Here is an 18768-nt window from a genome sequence, read left to right as displayed (position 1 = left end):
GTGAGCTGGCTCGACGACGGCGACGACCTCGATGACGACTTCGAGGACTTCGACGAGAGCAGCATCAGGACGCGCCCGAACCCCAAGGCGAACCGCCCGCGCACCAAGCGCCGCCCCGCGCACGAGGATGCGCAGGTGGGCAGGGTCCTCGGCGTCGACCGCGGCCGGTACTCGGTGCTCCTCGGTGAGAACACTGCCGACGAGCGCATGATCACCACCACCAGGGCACGGGAACTGCGACGCATGCCGATCGTCACGGGTGATCAGGCGCGTGTGGTCGGCGACACCTCGGGCGACGAGGGCACGCTCGCCCGCATCGTCGGCATCGTGGAGCGCACCTCGCTTCTGCGTCGCAGTGCCGATGACACGGACCAGGTCGAGCGCGTCATCGTCGCGAACGCCGATCAGATGCTCGTCGTCGTCGCCGCGGCCGACCCCGAGCCGCGGGCCCGTCTCGTCGACCGCTACCTCGTCGCTGCGCTGGACGCGGGGATACGACCGCTCCTGGTCGTCACGAAGACCGACATCGCCGACCCGACGGAATTCCTCACCCACTTCGACGGTCTCGATCTGCGCGTGTTCACCAGTGCGCAGGAGGAGATGCCCGTGGAGGAGATCGGCGAAGCGCTCGTCGGGCACTCCACCGTCTTCGTCGGCCACTCGGGGGTCGGCAAGTCCACCCTCGTCAACGCGCTCGTGCCCACGGCTCTGCGAGCCACCGGACATGTGAACCAGGTCACCGGACGCGGCCGCCACACCTCCTCCTCGACCGTCTCGCTGCGCTATGAGGGGGCCGGGGGCAGCGGCTGGGTGATCGACACCCCCGGCGTCCGCTCGTTCGGTCTCGGCCACGTGGATCCCGCCAACATCCTGGCCGCGTTCACGGAGCTCGCCGCGATCGCTCAGGATTGTCCCAGAGGGTGCACGCACCTCGCGGACGCCCCCGACTGCGCGCTCATCGAAGCGGCGGAACGGGGTGAGCTCGGCGACACCGGCCGTGCGCGGCTCGATTCCCTGCAGCGTCTGCTCCAGACGTTCGCAGACAAAGCGGAGCAAGCTCCCGGCCGTTAGGCTGGAGGCGTGACCCAGCGCCTGGAACCCGGAACCGCAGCCCCTGACTTCTCCCTCCTCGACCAGGACGGGAAGACCGTGCGCCTCGCCGATCTGCACGGCCAGAAGACGGTGCTGTACTTCTACCCCGCTGCGATGACGCCCGGCTGCACCACGGAGGCCTGCGACTTCCGCGACAGCATCTCGTCGCTCCAGGGCGCGGGCTATCGAGTGATCGGCATCTCGCGCGATGAGCCCGCCACGCTCACGAAGTTCCGCGAACGCGACGGACTCACCTTCCCGCTGCTGAGCGACCCCGACCATGCGACCCACACCGCGTACGGTGCGTGGGGCGAGAAGATGAACTACGGCAAGCTCGTCGAGGGCGTCATCCGCTCCACCTTCGTCCTCGACGAGGACGGAACGATCGTCCTCGCGCAGTACAACGTGAAGGCCACCGGTCACGTGGCGCGCCTGCGCAAGCAGCTCGGTATCGACGCCTGACACCCGGCGCGGAGTTCACGCTCGGCGCGCCGCGGAGGTCACTCCGCCGCGCGTTGCTCGCCCTCGCGGCGCGCGCTCGAGATCAGCAGCACGAAGCCCACAAGCCCGGGGAGTCCGACCCCGAAGGTGAAGGCCCACGACACCGGCTGCAGCGTGAGGGAGGCCAGCGCCAGGGCTACCGCGAGCACCTGGAACACCACTCCCCCGGACCGCGCCCAGGACTTGCCGCTGCGAACGCCGATAGCGAAGGCCACCAACGCTGCGGCGCCGATGAGGGTGAGTGCGATCAGGGCCACAGCGGTCGGCAACGACGCCGCGTCACCGGCGCCGAGCCCCACCAGTTCGATCACCGCGAAGACGAGGAGTGCCGCTGCTTCCGCGGCGAGCACCGCCGCTGCAGCGAGAGCGATTCCAGGTGCGCGCACAGCATCTCCCAAGCATCGAAAGAGAACAAAACCCTTGATTTCGGGGTTTTCATGTAACAGAATAGAGAAAGTCATGTGCTCCCACAGCGGCGTGGGGCGAGCAATCACGCTCGCATCACAAATCGCGGGCATCCCGTCCGCACATCACCAGGGTAGCCGAACCCGAACTGCTGCCCGAATCCGAGAGGTCGCATCGCGACATCTCTTGAAATCCACACCGAGGAGCCCCCATGGACTGGCGCGATAAGGCCGCCTGCCTGACTGTCGACCCCGAGCTTTTCTTCCCCGTGGGGAACACCGGCCCGGCCGTCGATCAGATCGAGAAGGCGAAAACCGTCTGCGCCACCTGCACAGTCACGGAGATCTGTCTGCAGTACGCCCTGGAGACCAGCCAGGACTCCGGCGTGTGGGGCGGTCTCTCCGAAGACGAGCGCCGCGCTCTGAAGCGTCGCGCCGCACGCGCACGCCGCGCCTCCTGAACCTGCACGAAAGCGGCCTGAGACGAGGTCTCAGGCCGCTTTCGTCTGCCCTGCGTGCGGCCGGTCAGCGATCGAGCCAGCGCAGAGGGATGTCGATGACCACCTCTGTGCCCTCGCCATCGCTTCCGTGCCACTCGATTGTGCCGCCCAGCTCCCCCTGGATGAGGGTACGGATGATCTGTGTACCGAGGCCCTGACCGATCCGACCCTCGGGGAGACCGAGACCGGTGTCGCGCACGGTGACGCGGAGGTTCTCCTCGGTCCGGGCGGCGTCGATGGTGACGATGCCCTCCTGGCCGGCGAGACCGTGCTCGACGGCGTTCGTGACGACTTCGGTGAGCGCGAGAGCGAGGGGGGTCGCGTACTCGCTCGGAAGCACCCCGAACCGCCCTGTCGACTGCGTGCGCGCGCGCGTGTTCGGCGCCGAGGCGACCTCGGCCACGAGCTTGAGCACCCGGTGGAAGACCTCGTCGAAATCGACCTTCTGCGTGAGGCCCTGAGCGAGGGTGTCGTGGACGACCGCGATCGCATCGACGCGACGCATCGCCTGCGTGAGGGCATCACGGGCCTCATCGGAATGGGTGCGGCGCGCCTGGATACGCAGGAGCGACGCCACGGTCTGGAGGTTGTTCTTCACACGATGGTGGATCTCGCGGATCGTCGCGTCCTTGGTGATGAGCTCCTGCTCCTGATGCCGCAGCTCCGACACGTCGCGACAGAGCACGATCGCGCCGATGCGCGTCCCATGGTCCTTCAACGGGATCGCGCGCAACGACACCGTGACGCCTCGCGCCTCGATGTCGGTCCGCCAGGGAGCGCGGCCGGTCACCACGACGGGCAGGGATTCATCGACCTGCCGGGAGGGTGGGACGAGCCGAGTGGTGACCTCGGCGAGGGACTCCCCTTCGAGCTCGTCATCGAACCCCATGCGGTTGAACGCAGACAGTGCGTTCGGGCTGGCGAACGTGCTGATCCCGTCGACGTCGATCCGGATGAGGCCATCCGACGCGCGCGGAGCGCCCCGACGCGGTGACGTCGGTGCAGTGAGGTCGGGGAAGCTGCCGTCCGCGATCATCCGGAACAGATCGTTCGCGCACTCGTCGAAAGTGATCTGCTGGCGAGACGGAGTGCGCAACTCGCCCAGGTTGGTGTGCCTGGTCACCACGCCGATCACGGTGGGCCCGGCATCTGCGCCGCGTCGTTCGCTCACGATCGGCACGGCGCGCACCCTGGTCGGGGTCTCCTCGAACCAGTCCGGCGACGACGAGTCCACGATCTCGGCCGACTCGAAGGCGCCCTGGACCTGCGTGCGCCACTGCGGTCGCACCCGCTCACCGACGATGTCACGGTAGAACAGCGTCGCTGCCCCGCTCGGCCGTGCATGAGCGACCGCGATGAAGGTACCGTCCTCCGTCTGAATCCAGATGACGATGTCCGCCGACGCAAGATCGGCGAGGAGCTGCCCGTCACCGGCGAGTCGGTGCAGCCACTCGACGTCGCTGTCGGTCAGGAGACCCTGGGCATGGGCGAGATCACTGAGGGTTGACACCCCACCAGCCTACGGTCAGATCCGTCAGAGGATGGCCAGGGACGTCGCACGCCAACGCCGATCGATGCCGTCCAGCCGGATGGCGACCGCGCGCGTACGCCCCGGCCCCGCCACCACGACGACGGCTTCGATCACGCCGTCGGTCGGCTCGGCCACGCGCAGCGACCTGATCGCGAACGCCGGTCGTGCCGGAGCGACACCCCGTGCGCTTCGCGCTCTCGCCGAAAGGTTGGCTCTGGTGACCAGGCTCCGGTAGGCATCCTCACTGAGCCATCGAGCGAGCTGATCGACCTCCCGGATCCCGGCGAGAGCCTCGAGGACGCCGGTGGTGAGACTCCGCAGGAGCGGTGCGGGATCGGGAAGTTCGCTGGTCGGCGTGGGCTGGGCGGCGAAGTACTCGTGAGGCATCATGTCGAACTCTCGGTCGGGGAGGTCTGGAAGTCCGTCAGTACAGCACCGCGTCGTCCCCCGGCGGGGGCGCATCGAGCAACTATGTGGATAACTCGTACGTGAGATCCGGCCGTCGCCTACGCTCTGTCGGGTGCACTGGGATCGTCTGTTCGAAGACCTCGAAGGCCAGCTGGCGTCGGACTGGGAGGCGGAGCGGGCCGTGCTCGACGCCGAGTCCGAGCGACTACGGATCGCGAAGCTGGACCTGCGCGGCCGCCTCCGGACGTTGTGCAGCGCCGGCACCGACGCGACGATCGACCTCGTGAACGGACGACGGCTGCCTGTCACACTCCAGGCACTCGGAGCAGACTGGCTCGCCGTGGCCTCACGCGATGTCGGCGGCTCCCGCCACACGACGGGCACGGCAGCATCGACACTGATCCTCCCTCTGCACGCCGTCGCCGGCATCACGACGGACCACGGCATGATCCTGGCGAGCCTCGACGACTCTGCGACGGAGGTACACCCGCTTCGCGAGCGGATGACACTCGGGTTCGTGCTGCGGGATCTCGCTCGACGACGGGTCCCTGTGCACATCAGCGTGCACGTCGGCGACGACGCCCACGGCACGATCGACCGTGCAGCAGCGGATCACCTCGATCTGGCGCTGCATGATCCGGGGCAGGCGCGTCTCGCCGGAGCTGTGCACGGCTTCCGCATCATCCCGTTCTCAACGCTCGTCGCCGTGCGCACCCCGGGAGATCAGCTGCGGTGAGCCGAGGAGGTGCCCCAGACCTCCGGAAAGCTCGCGACCTGCGACTGTCTCCACAACGCCATGCGGCGGGCGTTCTCCGATTCCTCTGCCAGGTAGCCCTCGAGACTCGACTCCTCGACTCGCCAGCGCGGCGGCGATCCGAGCTGCGCGCCGCGGAGCCTTCCTTCATGGAGGAGGTCGATCACCTCGTCCACACCGATGCTCAGGAGTTCGGCCACCTGTGCGGGGGCGAGGAATCGCGACGCGGGCCGGGTCGGGGGTGCCATCCCCCCATTCTCCACGACGGGATCAGGAGGATCAGGCGCTCCGCGGTCCTGTGGATAACCGGCGGAGCACATCCGGGATTTCTGTGACGATATCGCCATGGCTTCCCTCTCTCGCCCTCGGCGTGCGTTCTGGGGCGACACCCGCTTCCTCGTCGGGATCGTTCTGGTCGTGCTCTCCATCACCGCAGTGTGGCTCATCGTCACCGGATCCGACCAGGCGCGGCCGGTGCTCCGAGCCGACCGCACCATCGTGCAGGGCGAGAGGCTGAGTGCGGGCGACTTCCAGGTGATCGAAGTCGGGCTGGGCCTGTCCGGCGACGACTACCTCGGCCCCGAAGATCTGCAGCCCGGTCAGGTCGCGGCGCGCACACTCACGAAGGGCGAGATCGTGCCGACGGCTGCGCTGGCTGATGCCGACCGAGACCGCAGCACCACCATCGTGGTCGAGAGCAGCACCGGGATCCCCGGCGAGGTACAGGCCGGTTCGGTGGTCGACGTCTGGTTCGCCCCACCGCTCGACGACGGGCGCACGTACGACACTCCGCGAATCCTCGTCACGGATGTGGTCGTCCGCGACGTGATCGAGTCGAACGGCATGCTGGCAGATACCGCGGCCAGGCTCGAACTCGTGATCGACAGGAGCGATACAGCCGATGTGCTCGCCGCGATCACCGGAGGCGCAGCACTCTCCGTCCTCCCGGTCGGGGCCGGCTCGTGACGGCTGTCGTCGTGGCGATCCCGGAACCGCGCGCCAGCGAACTGGCTGCGGAGTTGGAGATGGAGGGAGTCACCGTCCTCGCCATCCTGCCTCTGCCCGCCGCCGATCTCGAGCTCCCTCGTGACGCCGAGGCGATCATCGTGACGGCCGCACGTGCAGTACTCACGGCCGAGCTGGTTTCCACCTGCGATCGGGCGGGAGTCCGCATCCTCCCACTCGGGGGTGCCGACAGCCGCCTGCTCGGACGACTCGGCTTGTCTGCCGCGTTGCCGCCCGAGGCGGCCGGCTGGGAGGTGGCGGCGGCGTTGCGCGCCGATGCCGACCACGTGAGCGCACCTCGATCACGCCATCCGCACCGGGTCATCGCCGTGTGGGGGCCGCACGGCGCACCGGGCCGCTCCAGGATCGCCATCGAGCTCGCGGTGGAACTCGCACGGTCCGGCCGCACCACCGCCCTGGTCGACGCCGATACGGTCGCTCCATCACTCGCGCTGCTGCTCGGGCTCAGCGACGACGCACCCGGGATCGCTGCGGCCTGCCGTCGTGCCGAGCGAGGCACCCTCGACGCGACGGAGCTGACTCGACTCGCCACGACGGTCGCCACCGGCGGCGGCGAGGCGGTCGAGGTGCTTGCCGGTATAAACCGCCCGAGCCGGTGGCCGGAGCTGGGGGCGGCCCGTCTCCGAATGGCTTTGGGCGCGTGTCGGGAGTGGCGGGAAGAGACGGTCGTCGATGTGGCGGGAGCCTTCGATGCAGACGACGAGGTGACCTACGATATCGCCGGCCCTCGACGCCATGCCGCGACGTCGGCGACGCTGAGCGAAGCCGACCTGATCGTCGCCGTGGCCGCAGCCGATCCTCTGGGTATCAGCCGATTCCTCCGGGATCACGCAGAAGTCCGCCGGCTCACCGCGCCGACGCCGGTGTCGGTCGTCGTCAATCAGGTCCGGCCGGGACCGCTGGGGATCGATGCCCGCGGGCAGGTGCGACGCACGCTCGAGCGGTTCGCGGGAATCACGGACGTCACATTCCTCCCGTTCGACCAGCGCGCTGCCGATGCCTCGTTGCTGCATGCCCGCCCGATGACGGATGTCACACCGCGCTCGACGCTCGTCGCCGGCATTCGAGGGCTCGCGGCGACGCTGTCTCCCGTCGACGCGGAGCCCGCTACTGCCGGTAGCTCGCGAGGAAGTTCCCGAGTCGCTCGACGGCTTCGCTCAATACTCGGGGCTCGGGGAGCGTGACGAGTCGGAGGTGGTCCGGGGTCGCCCAGTTGAAACCCGTCCCCTGCACCAGGAGGATGTGCTCCGAGACGAGCAGGTCGTAGACCAGGCGGGCGTCGTCCCGGATCTCATGCACGTTCGGATCGAGACGCGGGAACGCGTACAGTGCTCCCTGCGGCTTGACGCACGAGACCCCCGGGATCGACTCGAGGCCTTCCCACGCGATGTCACGCTGTTCGTGCAGGCGACCGGTCGGGGCGATCAGCGCGTCGATGGACTGTACGCCCGACAGCGCGGCCTGCACCGCGTGCTGGGCGGGAACGTTCGGGCACAGTCGCGTCGACGCCAGCAGCGTGATGCCCTCGATGAATCCCTTGGCGTGGCCCTGCGGCCCGGTGATGACCATCCAGCCCGAGCGGTAGCCCGCGACACGATAGGTCTTGGACAGCCCGTTGAATGTCAGGCAGAGCAGATCGGGAGCGAGGGTCGCGGTGGGGATGTGCACGGCGCCGTCGAACAGAATCCGGTCGTAGATCTCATCCGACAACAGCAGGAGCTCATGTTCACGAGCGATCTGCACGAGCCCCTCGAGGATCTGGCGCGAGTACACGACGCCGGTGGGGTTGTTCGGGTTGATGATGACGAGAGCTTTGGTGCGCGGCGTGATCTTCGAGCGGATGTCCTCGAGATCGGGCTGCCACTCGTCATCCTCATCGCACAGATAATGCACGGGCGTGCCGCCGGCGAGGCTGGTCATCGCTGTCCAGAGGGGGTAATCCGGGGCCGGGATGAGCACCTCGTCGCCCTCGTCCAGCAGCGCCTGCATCGTCATGGTGATGAGCTCGGAGACGCCGTTGCCGAGATAGACGTCGTCGGGGTCGAAACGGGGAAAGCCCTCGATCTGCTCGTAGCGGCTCACGACCGCGCGGCGGGCCGAGATGATGCCCTTGCTGTCGCTGTAGCCATGCGCGGACGGAAGCGACGCAAGCATGTCGTGCACGATCTGATGAGGAGCATCGAAGCCGAAGATCGCCGGATTCCCGGTGTTCAGCTTGAGGATCTTGTGGCCTTCGGCCTCCAGACGCGCCGCCTCGACGAGCGCGTTTCCGCGGATCTCGTACAGGACGTTCTTGAGCTTCGACGACTGGTCGAAGTTGCGCGTTGGTGTCATCGACCAAGCCTACAGCGACGAAAGGAGGGCCAATCCACCCGGACTGGCCCTCCTCTCCTCTGCGCGGGAGCTACTTCTTCTTCTTGCCCTGGGCGCGACGCTGCTCGCGGTTGCCGGCGGCCGGAGCCTCCGCATCGGTGCGCTGCCCGAAGGCGCCTCGTGGCGCCTCTTCCGGTTCGGTCTGCGGGGCCTGAGCGCGAGCCGCCGCCTGACGGACACGATCGGTGGCCGCCTGCTGGACCTGACCGCGATCGTTGCGGACCTCGACTTCGCCTGCATCGTTCGCTGCGGAGTACTCGAGACGCTGCTCTCCCCCGTCGGAAGCGAGCCCCTTGGCCTCGACCTCGGCGGTCTGGGAATCTCCGGCCCGACGCACCTCGACCTCGAGGTTGTAGAGGTACCCGACGGATTCCTCCTTGATCTGCCCCATCATCGATTGGAACATCGCGTAGCCCTCGCGCTGGTACTCGATGAGCGGATCGCGCTGAGCCATCGCGCGCAGGCCGATGCCGTCCTTGAGGTAGTCCATCTCGTAGAGGTGGTCACGCCAGCGGCGGTCGAGCACCTGGAGCACCACGCGACGTTCCAGTTCGCGCGTCGCAGCCTCGCCGAGCGCCTCCTCGCGAGCCTCGTATGCGATCTTCGCGTCGGAGAGCAGCTCGCGGGTGAGTCCGTCCGCCGTGATCCCTCCCTTGCGCCCCGCAGCCTCCGAGACGACCTCGTCGATCGTCACGCCGACCGGGTAGAGCGTCTTGAGTTCGGTCCAGAGCGCGTCGAAGTCCCAGCTCTCGTTGTGCCCCTCACCGGTGTGGTCGCGGACCACGCCGCTGATCGCATCCTCGATGAAGTGCTGCACGCGGTCGGCGATGTCATCGCCCTGCAGGATGTGTCGACGGTCGGCGTAGATCGCCTCGCGCTGACGATTCAGGACGTCGTCGTACTTGAGGACGTTCTTGCGCATCTCGGCGTTGCGCGACTCGACCTGGGACTGGGCGCTGCGGATCGCTCGGGAGACGAGGCCCGATTCGATCGGCACATCGTCCGGGAAGTTCGTGCGGGCGAGGATCGCCTCCGCGGCACCCGACTGGAACAGACGCATCAGGTCGTCGGTCAGGCTCAGGTAGAAGCGGCTCTCACCGGGGTCGCCCTGACGCCCGGAACGGCCACGGAGCTGGTTGTCGATGCGACGCGACTCGTGTCGTTCGGTGCCCAGCACGTAGAGCCCGCCGGCCTCGATGACCTTCTCGGCCTCCTCGGCGACGATGCTCTTCATCGACTCGTAGGTCTCATCCCACGCGACCTCGTACTCCTCGGGCGTCTCGACGGGGTCGAGCCCCTTGCCCTTGAGCTCCTGGACCGCAAGGAACTCGGCGTTTCCGCCGAGCATGATGTCGGTGCCTCGGCCGGCCATGTTCGTGGCGACGGTGACGGCGCCCAGACGTCCGGCGCGGGCGACGATCTCGGCCTCGCGTGCGTGGTTCTTCGCGTTGAGGACCTCGTGCTTGACGCCCTTCTTCGCGAGCAGGCGCGAGAGGTACTCGCTCTTCTCGACGCTCACCGTTCCGACCAGCACCGGCTGGCCGGCGGCATGACGCTCGGCGATGTCCTCGACGACCTGCGCGAACTTGGCGGTCTCGTTCTTGTAGACGAGGTCGGACTGGTCCTTGCGGATCATCGGCCGGTTGGTCGGGATCGGGATGACGCCGAGCTTGTAGGTCGACATGAACTCCGCGGCCTCGGTCTCGGCCGTACCCGTCATACCGGCGAGTTTGTCGTAGAGACGGAAGTAGTTCTGCAGCGTCACCGTGGCGAGAGTCTGGTTCTCGGCCTTGACCGGTACGCCCTCCTTGGCCTCGATCGCCTGGTGGATGCCCTCGTTGTAGCGGCGTCCGACCAGGATGCGGCCGGTGTGCTCGTCGACGATCATGACCTCGTCGTTCATCACAACGTAGTCGGTGTCCTTCTTGAACAGCGCGAGTGCCTTGATCGAGTTGTTGAGGAACGAGATCAGCGGGGTGTTGGCCGACTCGTAGAGGTTGTCGATGCCGAGGTAGTCCTCGACCTTCTCGATACCGGGCTCGAGCACGCCGACCGTGCGCTTCTTCTCGTCGACCTCGTAGTCCTCGCCGACCTCGAGCGTGCGGGCGATCTTCGCGAACTCGGCGAACCAGCGGTTCGCCTCGCCCGAGGACGGGCCCGAGATGATGAGCGGCGTACGAGCCTCGTCGATGAGGATCGAGTCGACCTCGTCGACGATCGCGAAGAAGTGCTCACGCTGGACGAGGTCTTCCTTGCGCCACGCCATGTTGTCGCGCAGGTAGTCGAAGCCGAACTCGTTGTTCGTGCCGTACGTGATGTCGGCCGCGTACTGCTCCCGGCGGACCGCGGGCGTCTGGCCGGAGACGATGATGCCCGTGGTCATGCCGAGGGCACGGAACACACGCCCCATCAGCTCGGCCTGGTAGCTCGCGAGGAAGTCGTTGACCGTGATGACGTGCACGCCCTTGCCGGCGATCGCGTTCAGATACGCGGGCAGGGTCGCGACGAGAGTCTTGCCCTCACCGGTCTTCATCTCGGCGATGTTGCCGAGGTGGAGCGCGGCACCACCCATGATCTGCACGTCGTAGGCGCGCATGCCGAGCGTGCGCTTGGCTGCCTCTCGTACCGCGGCGAAGGCCTCGGGCATGAGCTGGTCGAGCGTCTCGCCCTTCTCGAAGCGCGCGCGCAGCTCGACGGTCTCATTGCGCAGTTCGTCGTCGGTGAGCTTGGAGATTTCCTCTTCCAGCGCTCCCACTGCCTTGACGACCTGATTCAGGCGGCGGATGACCCGCCCCTCGCCCGCACGCAGCAGCTTCTCAAGAGGATTGGCCACGGATGTCATCTCCCTGTCAGTGGGTAAATCGCCGGCCGCCGGTGAACCCGACGCCAGGCATGCTTTGCCATGTTACCGGCCTGTGACCTGCACGTCGCCTGCACGAGCCTTCCACGAGAAGATCCGAATAGTTGCCGAGTATGCATATACTCGGTATTGCATTCATCTCGACAACCAGGGAGCCCACCATGTCGGTACGTCAGAGCCTGCTCGCGATCCTCGATCAGGGCCCCTGCTACGGCTATCAGCTGCGGCACGAATTCGACCGTCGCACCGGTTCCACCTGGCCGCTGAACGTCGGACAGATCTACAACACGCTCGAGCGTCTCGAGCGTGACGGCCTCGTCGAGCGCGGGGATGCCGACGAGCAGGGTCATGTGTACTGGCAGATCACGGATGCCGGCTCCGCCGAGGTCGCGCAGTGGCTCTCCTCCCCCGTGGTGCGGACGCAGGCGACGCGGGACGAGCTCGCGATCAAGCTCGCCGTGGCCGCGACGCTTCCCGGAGTCGACGTCGCAGCGGTCATCCAGTCGCAGCGCACGGCGTCGCTGCGACAGCTGCAGTCCCTGCAGCGGGCGAAGTACGCCGGCGGTGACGCCGACGGTCCGGAGGAGCTCTCCTGGGCGCTGGTCGTCGATTCGATGATCTTCGCCGCGGAGGCCGAGGTGCGGTGGCTCGACCACACGGAACAGCGCCTCGCCCTGCACCCGCGACAGGCGATGGCGCTCGAACTCGCGACCGAGCGCCCCAAGCGCGGGCGGCCCGCGAAAGCTGGTGCTCCCTTCGCAGATGCGGCTCCCTCACTGTGAGCGCCGAGACGGTCCTGCGACTGGTCGGGGTGACGCAGCAGTACGGGAACGGCGCGACGGCGGTGTCGGCACTCTCGGGTGTCGACCTGGAGGTTCGCCGCGGGGAGCTCGTCGCCGTCATGGGTGCCTCCGGCTCCGGCAAGTCGACTCTGCTCGCCATCGCCGGCGGTCTCGCTCGACCCACCACCGGTGAAGTCGTCATCGAGGGCGCGTTCCTCAGCGAGCAGAGCGCCGCGGAGGTCGCCCGCCTGCGTCGACGTTCCCTCGGCTTCGTCTTCCAGGACTTCAATCTGATCCCCACGCTCACCGCCATCGAGAACGTGACACTCCCGCTGGAACTCGACGGCTTCCGCACGCGGGTCGCCCGCCGCGCGGGGAAGGACGCCCTGCAGTCCGTCGGCCTGGCGGACAAGCTCGATTCCTATCCGGACGATCTCTCCGGAGGTCAGCAGCAGCGCGTCGCGATCGCTCGCGCCGTGGTCGGCGGACGACGACTCATCCTCGCCGACGAGCCGACGGGCGCATTGGATTCCGTCACCGGCGAACTGGTGCTCCGGATGCTCCGCGGACGAGTGGATGCGGGTGCGGCGGGCATCCTCGTCACGCACGAGGCGCGCCATGCGGCATTCGCCGACCGGATCGTGTTTCTCCGGGACGGGAGGATCGTCGACGAGACCCGGCGCGACGACGCCGAGGTGCTGCTGAGCGGGACGGGCCGATGACCGCGACCGTCGACCGACCGGAGACGAGGACGTCCGACCGTCCCTCCTCGTCCGTCCGACGTCCGGGAAGACGCGCCCGCTGGCGCGTCGCCGCCCGGCTTGCGCACCGGCAGCTGCGCCGCACCCTGCTGTCGAGCGCCCTCATCGGCACGCTCGTCCTGCTCCCGATCGCAGCCATGACCGCCTACGCGGTCATAGGGGCGAGCATGATCGGCACCCCGCAGGAACGCGTGACCGCGGAACTGGGACGGATGGAGGCATGGGTCTCGGTGGGCGGTATACCGGACAGCGGATTCTGGCAGTCCCCCATCGACCCCACGTGGACGGGATATCCCGATAACTCCGGCAATACCCCCGAGGGGACGCCGATCGCCGATCCGACCACTGTGCTGCCGTCCGGCACCGAGGCGATCCGGGTCGTCGAGTCCACCGTGCGTGTGCAGACTCCCGACGGCGTGACCGGGATGCCCGCGTGGGGAGGCGAGGTCTGGGATGAGCGATTCGAGGGACGGTACGAGCTTCTCGACGGGGCGACCCCGCGGTCCGGCCGCGAGATCATGGCGACGCCGGCTGCACTCGAGCGGCTCGGGATCGCGATCGGTGACGAGGTCGTCGTCACCGACGGCGACCGCAGCTACACCGTCGTCGGAACCCTGGACTCGGCGGTCCTCTCCGATGCGACCTCCGCGCTCTTCCTGCCGGCGAGCGCCGGACTCTCGGGCGACGCCCGCTGGTATCTCCCCGACCTGTCGCTCAGCTGGCCGGAGGTCGAGAAGCTGAACGAAGACGGTGTGGTCGCCTACTCGCGGTCGGTGATCCAGGAGCCGCCGGTCCTCTCGGACAAGACGAGGGGCGGGTGGTCCGGAGCAGACGACGGCGCCCTGTGGACGGTGCTCATCGTGCTCATCGCCGGCGGGCTCTTCGCCGCGTACGTCGTCGTGATGCTGGCGGGCGCCGCCTTCGCGGTCGCCGCACGCCGCCAGCAGCGGTCTCTCGCCGTCGCCGCGAGCGTGGGAGCCGCGCCGGCCGACCTCCGCCGGGTCATCCTGCTCCAGGGCACGACCCTGGGCCTCATCTCCGGCATTCTCGGTCTCGCCCTCGGCGTCGGGGCGGCCGCGGTGACGATGGCACTCCTCGCCGACGGATCGGCCACCCAGTTCTGGGGCTTCCACGTGCCGTGGCTGATCCTGGCGGGGATCCTGACCTTCTCGGTGCTGGTGGGAACCGCATCCGCAGTGCTTCCCGCACGCACGGTCGCCCGCACCGACACCCTCAGTGCGCTGCGCGGCGCGCGTCGTCCGCAGAGACCCCGTGCGTCGCGACCGATCTGGGGATCGATCCTGCTGATCCTCGGCGTCGCGCTCACGATCGGCAGCGCGTTCGCGATCCTCGCCATCGAGGTCACGGATCTGCCGTGGGACTCGCCGCTGCGGGCTATTCCTCCGTTCGGCATCGTCATCGGGCCGATCCTCGTGCAGATCGGCATCCTGCTCTCCGGTCGCTGGCTGCTGTGGATCACCGCCAAAGCGCTCTCGCTCGTCAGCGTCGCCGCTCGCATCGCCGCCCGCGACGCCGCGGCGAACTCCTCACGCACGGTTCCCGCTTTCGCTGCGATCGCCGCGACCGTCTTCGTCGCGGTCTTCGCCATGAGCCAGACCTCCATGCAGAACGCGTGGACCGCGCGGGATTGGGCCTACCAGGCTCCGGTCGGCACCCTCGCCATCGCGATCCAGCCGACCGGAGCGGAGTCGACCGTCGACTCCTCCGTCGCTTCCGAGGCGACCGACGCGGGAATCGCGCTCGCGGACAGCGTGGGGGCGTCCGGCACGGCCGTGATCGCCCGCCAGCCCGAGGTGTGGGGCTACGCGAACTCCCTCGACATCCCCGCGGACGAGACGAGGGTCATCGCCGTGATGCCGGACCGTCATCTTTTCGACCCGGAGGTCGAGAACTCGTTCACGGCGAACGGACAGAACCGACCGAACCCGATCGCGGTGGTCTCGGTGGACGAGCTCGACGAGTCCCTCGGCGTCACGGTGAGTTCCGCACAGCGCGCCGCCTACCGAGACGGCGCCGCGATCGTCACCGACCCGCAGTACGTCACCGACGGCACGATCGACGTCGGCGCCTGGAGCGCCCGGGATGTCTACGACGGGAAGGCGCCCGACAACATCTGGACCGCATGGGAAGACGGACCATCACGTGGCGAGCCGCTCTGGGAGCGGAAGGTCGACGCCATCGCACTCGAGCTCCCCCACCAAGCCGTCGCGGTAGCGGTCGCCCCGGAGACGGCGGCGGAGTTCGAGATGGCGACGCGTCCCAGCATGGTGATCGCCGCGTTCGACGCCCCCGTGCCGGTGGAGGTACGCGACCGCGTGCAGGAGAACGCCGATGCGCTGGGCACAGCAGACTGGATCCTCTCCCCGTACTTCGAGAACGGCCCGCCCGACGACTCGCTGTGGATCGTGCCGATCCTGAGCGCCGTGGGTGTCCTCGTCCTCGGCGCGAGCGGGGTGGCCCTGAGCCTGGCGCGGTTCGAGCGCCGCCCCGACGACGCCACGCTCTCCGCGATCGGCGGCACGAACGGGCTCCGTCGCCGGGTCGGCCTCTGGCAGGGACTCATCATCGCCGGGTTCGGTACTCTCGCGGGTGCGGTGGCCGGGGTGCTCCCCCCGATCGGGTTCGCGATCCAGTCGCGAGGCGTTCTTCTGATCCCCGACATCCCCTGGGGCGTGCTCGCCCTGCTTGCGGTCGCCCTGCCTCTCGCGATCGCCGCGGTCAGCTGGCTCATCCCCCCACGGCGCGCAGAGCTCACGCGACGTACGGCGATCGCCTGACGTGCCCTGAGCGAACAGCGCCTGCCCGGAGCGGATGCTCAGCCACCGCCGGTACGCGAGAAACTAGGATCGACCTATGGCTGGAATTTGGGGCAGACGCAAACGCGAACAGGAAGAACTCGCCGCACAGGACGCCGATCTCGCACGTCGCGCCGAGCAGGCGCTGGTCGGCGCCGACGAGCGGATTCGCACGACGTCGGACGAGCTCTCCTTCGCCGAGGCCGAGCTGGGTGAATCGCTGACCGCCGACCTGCGCACGGCTCTCACCGCGGTGCGCACCCATCTGCGCGAGGCATTCCAGCTCCACCAGCTGAACCATGACGAGATCCCCGACACGGCCGAGGAGCTGCGCACGCGGAATGCGCGCATCCTGCAGCTCTGCGACTGGGCTCAGGACCTTCTCGACGAGAAGACCTCCGTCCTCGCCGAATCCGTCGCCAAGGTTCGCCGAGCACCCGAGATCATCGCGCAGGTGCGGGCGGATGCCGCCGCGCTCAGCACCCGCATCCCCCAGACCAACGAGGCCGTCGCACGCCTCTCGGCTCGCTACGCCGATTCCGCGATGCACCAGATCACCGCCAGCGCCGCCGAGGCCGAGCAGCTCATCCGCTTCGCCACCCACAGCGCCGACATCTCCGAACGCCGTCGTGCAGCCAAACAGAACGAAGAGGCGAATGTCGCCCTCGAGACAGCGACCGAGGCCACCCGGCGCGCATCCGCGCTTCTGGATGCGGTCGAGGACTTCGAGATCGAGGCACTCCGAGCAGAATCCACCCTCGCCGAAGTCGTCGCCGACTCGCGCGGCGACCTCATCGCGGCACGCAACGCCCCGTCGGTGCCGGCCGTCGCCGAAGCGGTGGCCGCGCTCCAAGCCGCCCTCGCCGCTCTCACACCGGCCGGTCAGCCCAATGACCCGTTCGCCGAGCTGTCCCAGTTGCGCGACGCCAACTCCGCGCTGGACGAGGCGATCGCCAAGGCCCGGCACCGCGCCGAGAATCCACTTCCCAGCCTCGCCCAGGTGCAGCATGCGATCGACGACGCCGACCGTCAGCTCGGCGTCGCGCGCGGCCTCATCGCCGGCCACCGCGGCTGGATCGGTGCCGACGCCCGCACGCGCCTGGCCGAGGCCGAGCGACTCCGCGTCGATGTCTCCGATCTCCTGCCAGCGGAGGACACGCGCGAAGCCGCCCTGGTGCAGGCCCGTCGGGTCGCGCACCTCGCTTCCGAGGCTCTCCAGCTCGCCCAGCGCGACATCGATTCCTCGCGTCCGCGCGATCAGGACTGGGGCGGCGGTGGCGGCTGGGGCGGCGGGCCGCGGCGCGGTGGTGGCGGCGGCGACCTCGCATCCGGCATCCTCGGCGGACTCGTGATCGGCAGCCTCCTGGACGGCATCTTCGACTGACGACCCGCACCTGCGTCCTCAGACGCCAGAACGGCCCGGCCCCGCGAGGGACCGGGCCGTTCTGCGACTCCGTCAGGAAGCGAGCGCCTCAGACGGCGGCGCCTGCGTGCTCAGTGCGATCACGCCGTAGTCCCAGCCCTTGCGTCGGTACACGACGCTCGGGTGGTCGGTGCGGACATCGACGAAGAGGAAGAAGTCGTGTCCGACCAGTTCCATCCGATCGACCGCCTCTTCCACAGTCATCCACTCGGCGTCGAAACTCTTCGTGCGGATGACGACGGGCGAGTAGGTCTCGTCTTCCGGCTGCTGCACCGGCACGTTGCCCGTCGCGACGGCATGAAGAACATCCGCGGATGCCGGCTGGACGTCGATGCCTTCCAGCGATCCGCTGCCCTTCTCGAAGTGGGCGCCGCGCGGGTGCTGTCGGCCATCGACACGCTTCTCCTTCGCACGACGAAGCTGCTCGGACATCTTGTCGATGGCGAGGTCGAGAGCCACGAACTTGTCGCCGTCCGTCGCCTCCGCGCGGACGACCGGTCCCTTGCCCACCAGCGTCAGCTCGACGGTCTCGTCCGGGATGCGGCCGTTGCGATACACGCGGTGGGTGACTTTGACGTCCAACCGTTGCGCCCGTGACGCAAACATCTGGACCTTGGCGATCTTCTCTTCGACAACGGTTCGGAAGCGATCGGTGATACCCACTCCGACGCCAACGATGCTTGTTTCCATTGCTGCCTCCTTGTCCCGGTCCTCCCGGCCAAGGGCGGACCGTGGTCGCCTTGTGTCACCCCACCGTAGTCCGACCGTCGACGGATGTCACGGGGTTGCGACCCTGTGTCGCCGGTGCGTTCTCGATGAGGTTCCTCAGAATCCCGATCGATGCGGCGTGGCGGCGAGCGCGACCGCCACCACAGTGCGAAAGCCGGCCGCTCGGAGCGCCCTGGCTGCCTCGTCGAGCGTGGCACCGGTGGTGACGACGTCGTCGACGAGCACGACCTCGGCGCCCCCTCCCCGTCCCCGTGCACGCATCGTGCCGCGAACGTTCTCCTCGCGCTCACGCGCACCCAGGCCACGCTGGTCGGCCGCTGCGGCCACGACCGCGAGCAGCGGCTGCGGCTGTGCGTGTGCACGACGGATCAGCAGCTCGGGGACGCGATAGCCACGGCGGCGGAACGCTCTTCGCGCGGTGGGGACCGGCACGATCCAGGTCATCGGCGTCACGAATGGGGAGAGCACCGTCGCGAGCGCCGTGGCCAGCGGCCGCGCGAGATACGTCTCAACCTCACCCTTGAGCCGGCGGATGCAGCGTGCCGCGACCCCTTCGAACTCGAGCGCGGCGTGCACAGGCAGACCTCCCGGCGTCAGCGAGGATCGCGGGCGCGGTGTCAGGTCGCACCGGCACCGCGGACACAGCAGCGTTCCCGGCTGGTCACAGCCTGCGCACGTCGCCGCCAGCAGGAACGCCGCCAACTCCGTTCCGACACCGAGGAGACGAGAAGATGTCCGCATCCGACGATTCTGGGGCCGCGCCCTCGACCATGCAGACGAAGAAGCCGCTGCCGCCGAGAACCGCGAC

Annotated in this window: 18 protein-coding genes; 10 read left to right on the top strand and 8 right to left on the bottom strand. The window is 68.4% G+C overall.

Going from position 1 to position 18768, the window contains the following annotated elements:
* Both rsgA and bcp read left to right on the top strand, forming a co-directional pair.
* The gene (gene rsgA, locus OC372_RS01390; RefSeq protein ID WP_262001220.1) at positions 1 to 1071 is read left to right on the top strand and encodes a ribosome small subunit-dependent GTPase A; all 1071 of its coding nucleotides are present in this window, start codon (positions 1 to 3) and stop codon (positions 1069 to 1071) included.
* Positions 1072 to 1080: 9 nt separating this feature from the next.
* Positions 1081 to 1554 (top strand): thioredoxin-dependent thiol peroxidase, encoded by a 474-nt coding sequence (gene bcp, locus OC372_RS01385; protein WP_105709680.1) that lies wholly within the window; start codon positions 1081 to 1083, stop codon positions 1552 to 1554.
* Positions 1555 to 1592: 38 nt separating this feature from the next.
* Here the strand turns inward: bcp and OC372_RS01380 are convergent, their stop codons facing one another.
* The gene (locus OC372_RS01380) at positions 1593 to 1979 is read right to left on the bottom strand and encodes a hypothetical protein (RefSeq protein ID WP_036303399.1); all 387 of its coding nucleotides are present in this window, start codon (positions 1977 to 1979) and stop codon (positions 1593 to 1595) included.
* Positions 1980 to 2209: 230 nt separating this feature from the next.
* On the opposite strand from OC372_RS01380, the gene OC372_RS01375 reads away from it, so the two are divergent.
* The gene (locus OC372_RS01375) at positions 2210 to 2458 is read left to right on the top strand and encodes a WhiB family transcriptional regulator (protein WP_017203224.1); all 249 of its coding nucleotides are present in this window, start codon (positions 2210 to 2212) and stop codon (positions 2456 to 2458) included.
* Between the two features lie 64 nt (positions 2459 to 2522).
* Here OC372_RS01375 and OC372_RS01370 read toward each other — a convergent pair whose 3' ends face one another.
* Both OC372_RS01370 and OC372_RS01365 read right to left on the bottom strand, forming a co-directional pair.
* Positions 2523 to 4007 (bottom strand): sensor histidine kinase, encoded by a 1485-nt coding sequence (locus OC372_RS01370; RefSeq protein ID WP_029261950.1) that lies wholly within the window; start codon positions 4005 to 4007, stop codon positions 2523 to 2525.
* A gap of 24 nt (positions 4008 to 4031) precedes the next feature.
* Positions 4032 to 4418, bottom strand: coding sequence for an Rv3235 family protein (locus tag OC372_RS01365; RefSeq protein ID WP_029261951.1), 387 nt, complete (start codon positions 4416 to 4418; stop codon positions 4032 to 4034).
* Positions 4419 to 4548: 130 nt separating this feature from the next.
* Here OC372_RS01365 and OC372_RS01360 point away from each other — a divergent pair, with 130 nt between their 5' ends.
* Positions 4549 to 5172 carry a hypothetical protein gene (locus OC372_RS01360; protein ID WP_262000718.1) on the top strand — a complete coding sequence of 208 codons (624 nt, stop codon included), beginning with the start codon at positions 4549 to 4551 and terminating at the stop codon, positions 5170 to 5172.
* On the opposite strand, the gene OC372_RS01355 is transcribed toward OC372_RS01360, so the two are convergent.
* Positions 5160 to 5438, bottom strand: a complete 279-nt coding sequence (locus tag OC372_RS01355; RefSeq protein WP_029261953.1) for a helix-turn-helix domain-containing protein — start codon at positions 5436 to 5438, stop codon at positions 5160 to 5162. The two genes, OC372_RS01360 and OC372_RS01355, sit on opposite strands and share 13 nt — an antisense overlap.
* A gap of 97 nt (positions 5439 to 5535) precedes the next feature.
* Between OC372_RS01355 and OC372_RS01350 the strand changes: the two genes are divergently transcribed.
* Positions 5536 to 6156 carry an SAF domain-containing protein gene (locus OC372_RS01350; protein WP_105709677.1) on the top strand — a complete coding sequence of 207 codons (621 nt, stop codon included), beginning with the start codon at positions 5536 to 5538 and terminating at the stop codon, positions 6154 to 6156.
* Positions 6153 to 7400: a CpaE family protein gene (locus OC372_RS01345; RefSeq protein ID WP_262000717.1), complete on the top strand. Its 1248-nt coding sequence runs from the start codon at positions 6153 to 6155 to the stop codon at positions 7398 to 7400. The genes OC372_RS01350 and OC372_RS01345 overlap by 4 nt, the downstream gene beginning before the upstream one ends.
* Here OC372_RS01345 and OC372_RS01340 read toward each other — a convergent pair.
* Positions 7324 to 8550 (bottom strand): pyridoxal phosphate-dependent aminotransferase, encoded by a 1227-nt coding sequence (locus tag OC372_RS01340; RefSeq protein WP_262000716.1) that lies wholly within the window; start codon positions 8548 to 8550, stop codon positions 7324 to 7326. The genes OC372_RS01345 and OC372_RS01340 overlap by 77 nt on opposite strands.
* Positions 8551 to 8620: 70 nt before the next feature.
* Positions 8621 to 11422 carry a preprotein translocase subunit SecA gene (gene secA / locus OC372_RS01335; protein ID WP_262000715.1) on the bottom strand — a complete coding sequence of 934 codons (2802 nt, stop codon included), beginning with the start codon at positions 11420 to 11422 and terminating at the stop codon, positions 8621 to 8623.
* 188 nt (positions 11423 to 11610) lie between these two features.
* On the opposite strand from secA, the gene OC372_RS01330 reads away from it, so the two are divergent.
* From OC372_RS01330 to OC372_RS01315, 4 genes are all read left to right on the top strand, one after another.
* On the top strand, positions 11611 to 12231 hold the full coding sequence (locus OC372_RS01330; protein WP_029261958.1) for a PadR family transcriptional regulator: 621 nt from the start codon (positions 11611 to 11613) through the stop codon (positions 12229 to 12231).
* Positions 12228 to 12953: an ABC transporter ATP-binding protein gene (locus tag OC372_RS01325; protein ID WP_029261959.1), complete on the top strand. Its 726-nt coding sequence runs from the start codon at positions 12228 to 12230 to the stop codon at positions 12951 to 12953. The genes OC372_RS01330 and OC372_RS01325 overlap by 4 nt, the downstream gene beginning before the upstream one ends.
* On the top strand, positions 12950 to 15790 hold the full coding sequence (locus tag OC372_RS01320) for an FtsX-like permease family protein (RefSeq protein ID WP_262000714.1): 2841 nt from the start codon (positions 12950 to 12952) through the stop codon (positions 15788 to 15790). The genes OC372_RS01325 and OC372_RS01320 overlap by 4 nt, the downstream gene beginning before the upstream one ends.
* A gap of 76 nt (positions 15791 to 15866) precedes the next feature.
* Positions 15867 to 17192 (top strand): hypothetical protein, encoded by a 1326-nt coding sequence (locus tag OC372_RS01315; protein WP_105709673.1) that lies wholly within the window; start codon positions 15867 to 15869, stop codon positions 17190 to 17192.
* Between the two features lie 72 nt (positions 17193 to 17264).
* On the opposite strand, the gene hpf is transcribed toward OC372_RS01315, so the two are convergent.
* A complete protein-coding gene (gene hpf, locus OC372_RS01310; RefSeq protein WP_029261962.1) occupies positions 17265 to 17921 on the bottom strand; it encodes a ribosome hibernation-promoting factor, HPF/YfiA family in 657 nt (218 codons plus the stop codon).
* A gap of 135 nt (positions 17922 to 18056) precedes the next feature.
* Positions 18057 to 18536, bottom strand: a complete 480-nt coding sequence (locus OC372_RS01305) for a ComF family protein (RefSeq protein WP_262000713.1) — start codon at positions 18534 to 18536, stop codon at positions 18057 to 18059.
* Positions 18537 to 18768: the final 232 nt, after the last annotated feature.

It is taken from the genome of Microbacterium sp. Mcb102 (assembly GCF_024519805.1).
Classification (GTDB): Bacteria; Actinomycetota; Actinomycetes; order Actinomycetales; family Microbacteriaceae; genus Microbacterium.
This window is presented reverse-complemented; position numbering and strand designations above follow the sequence as displayed.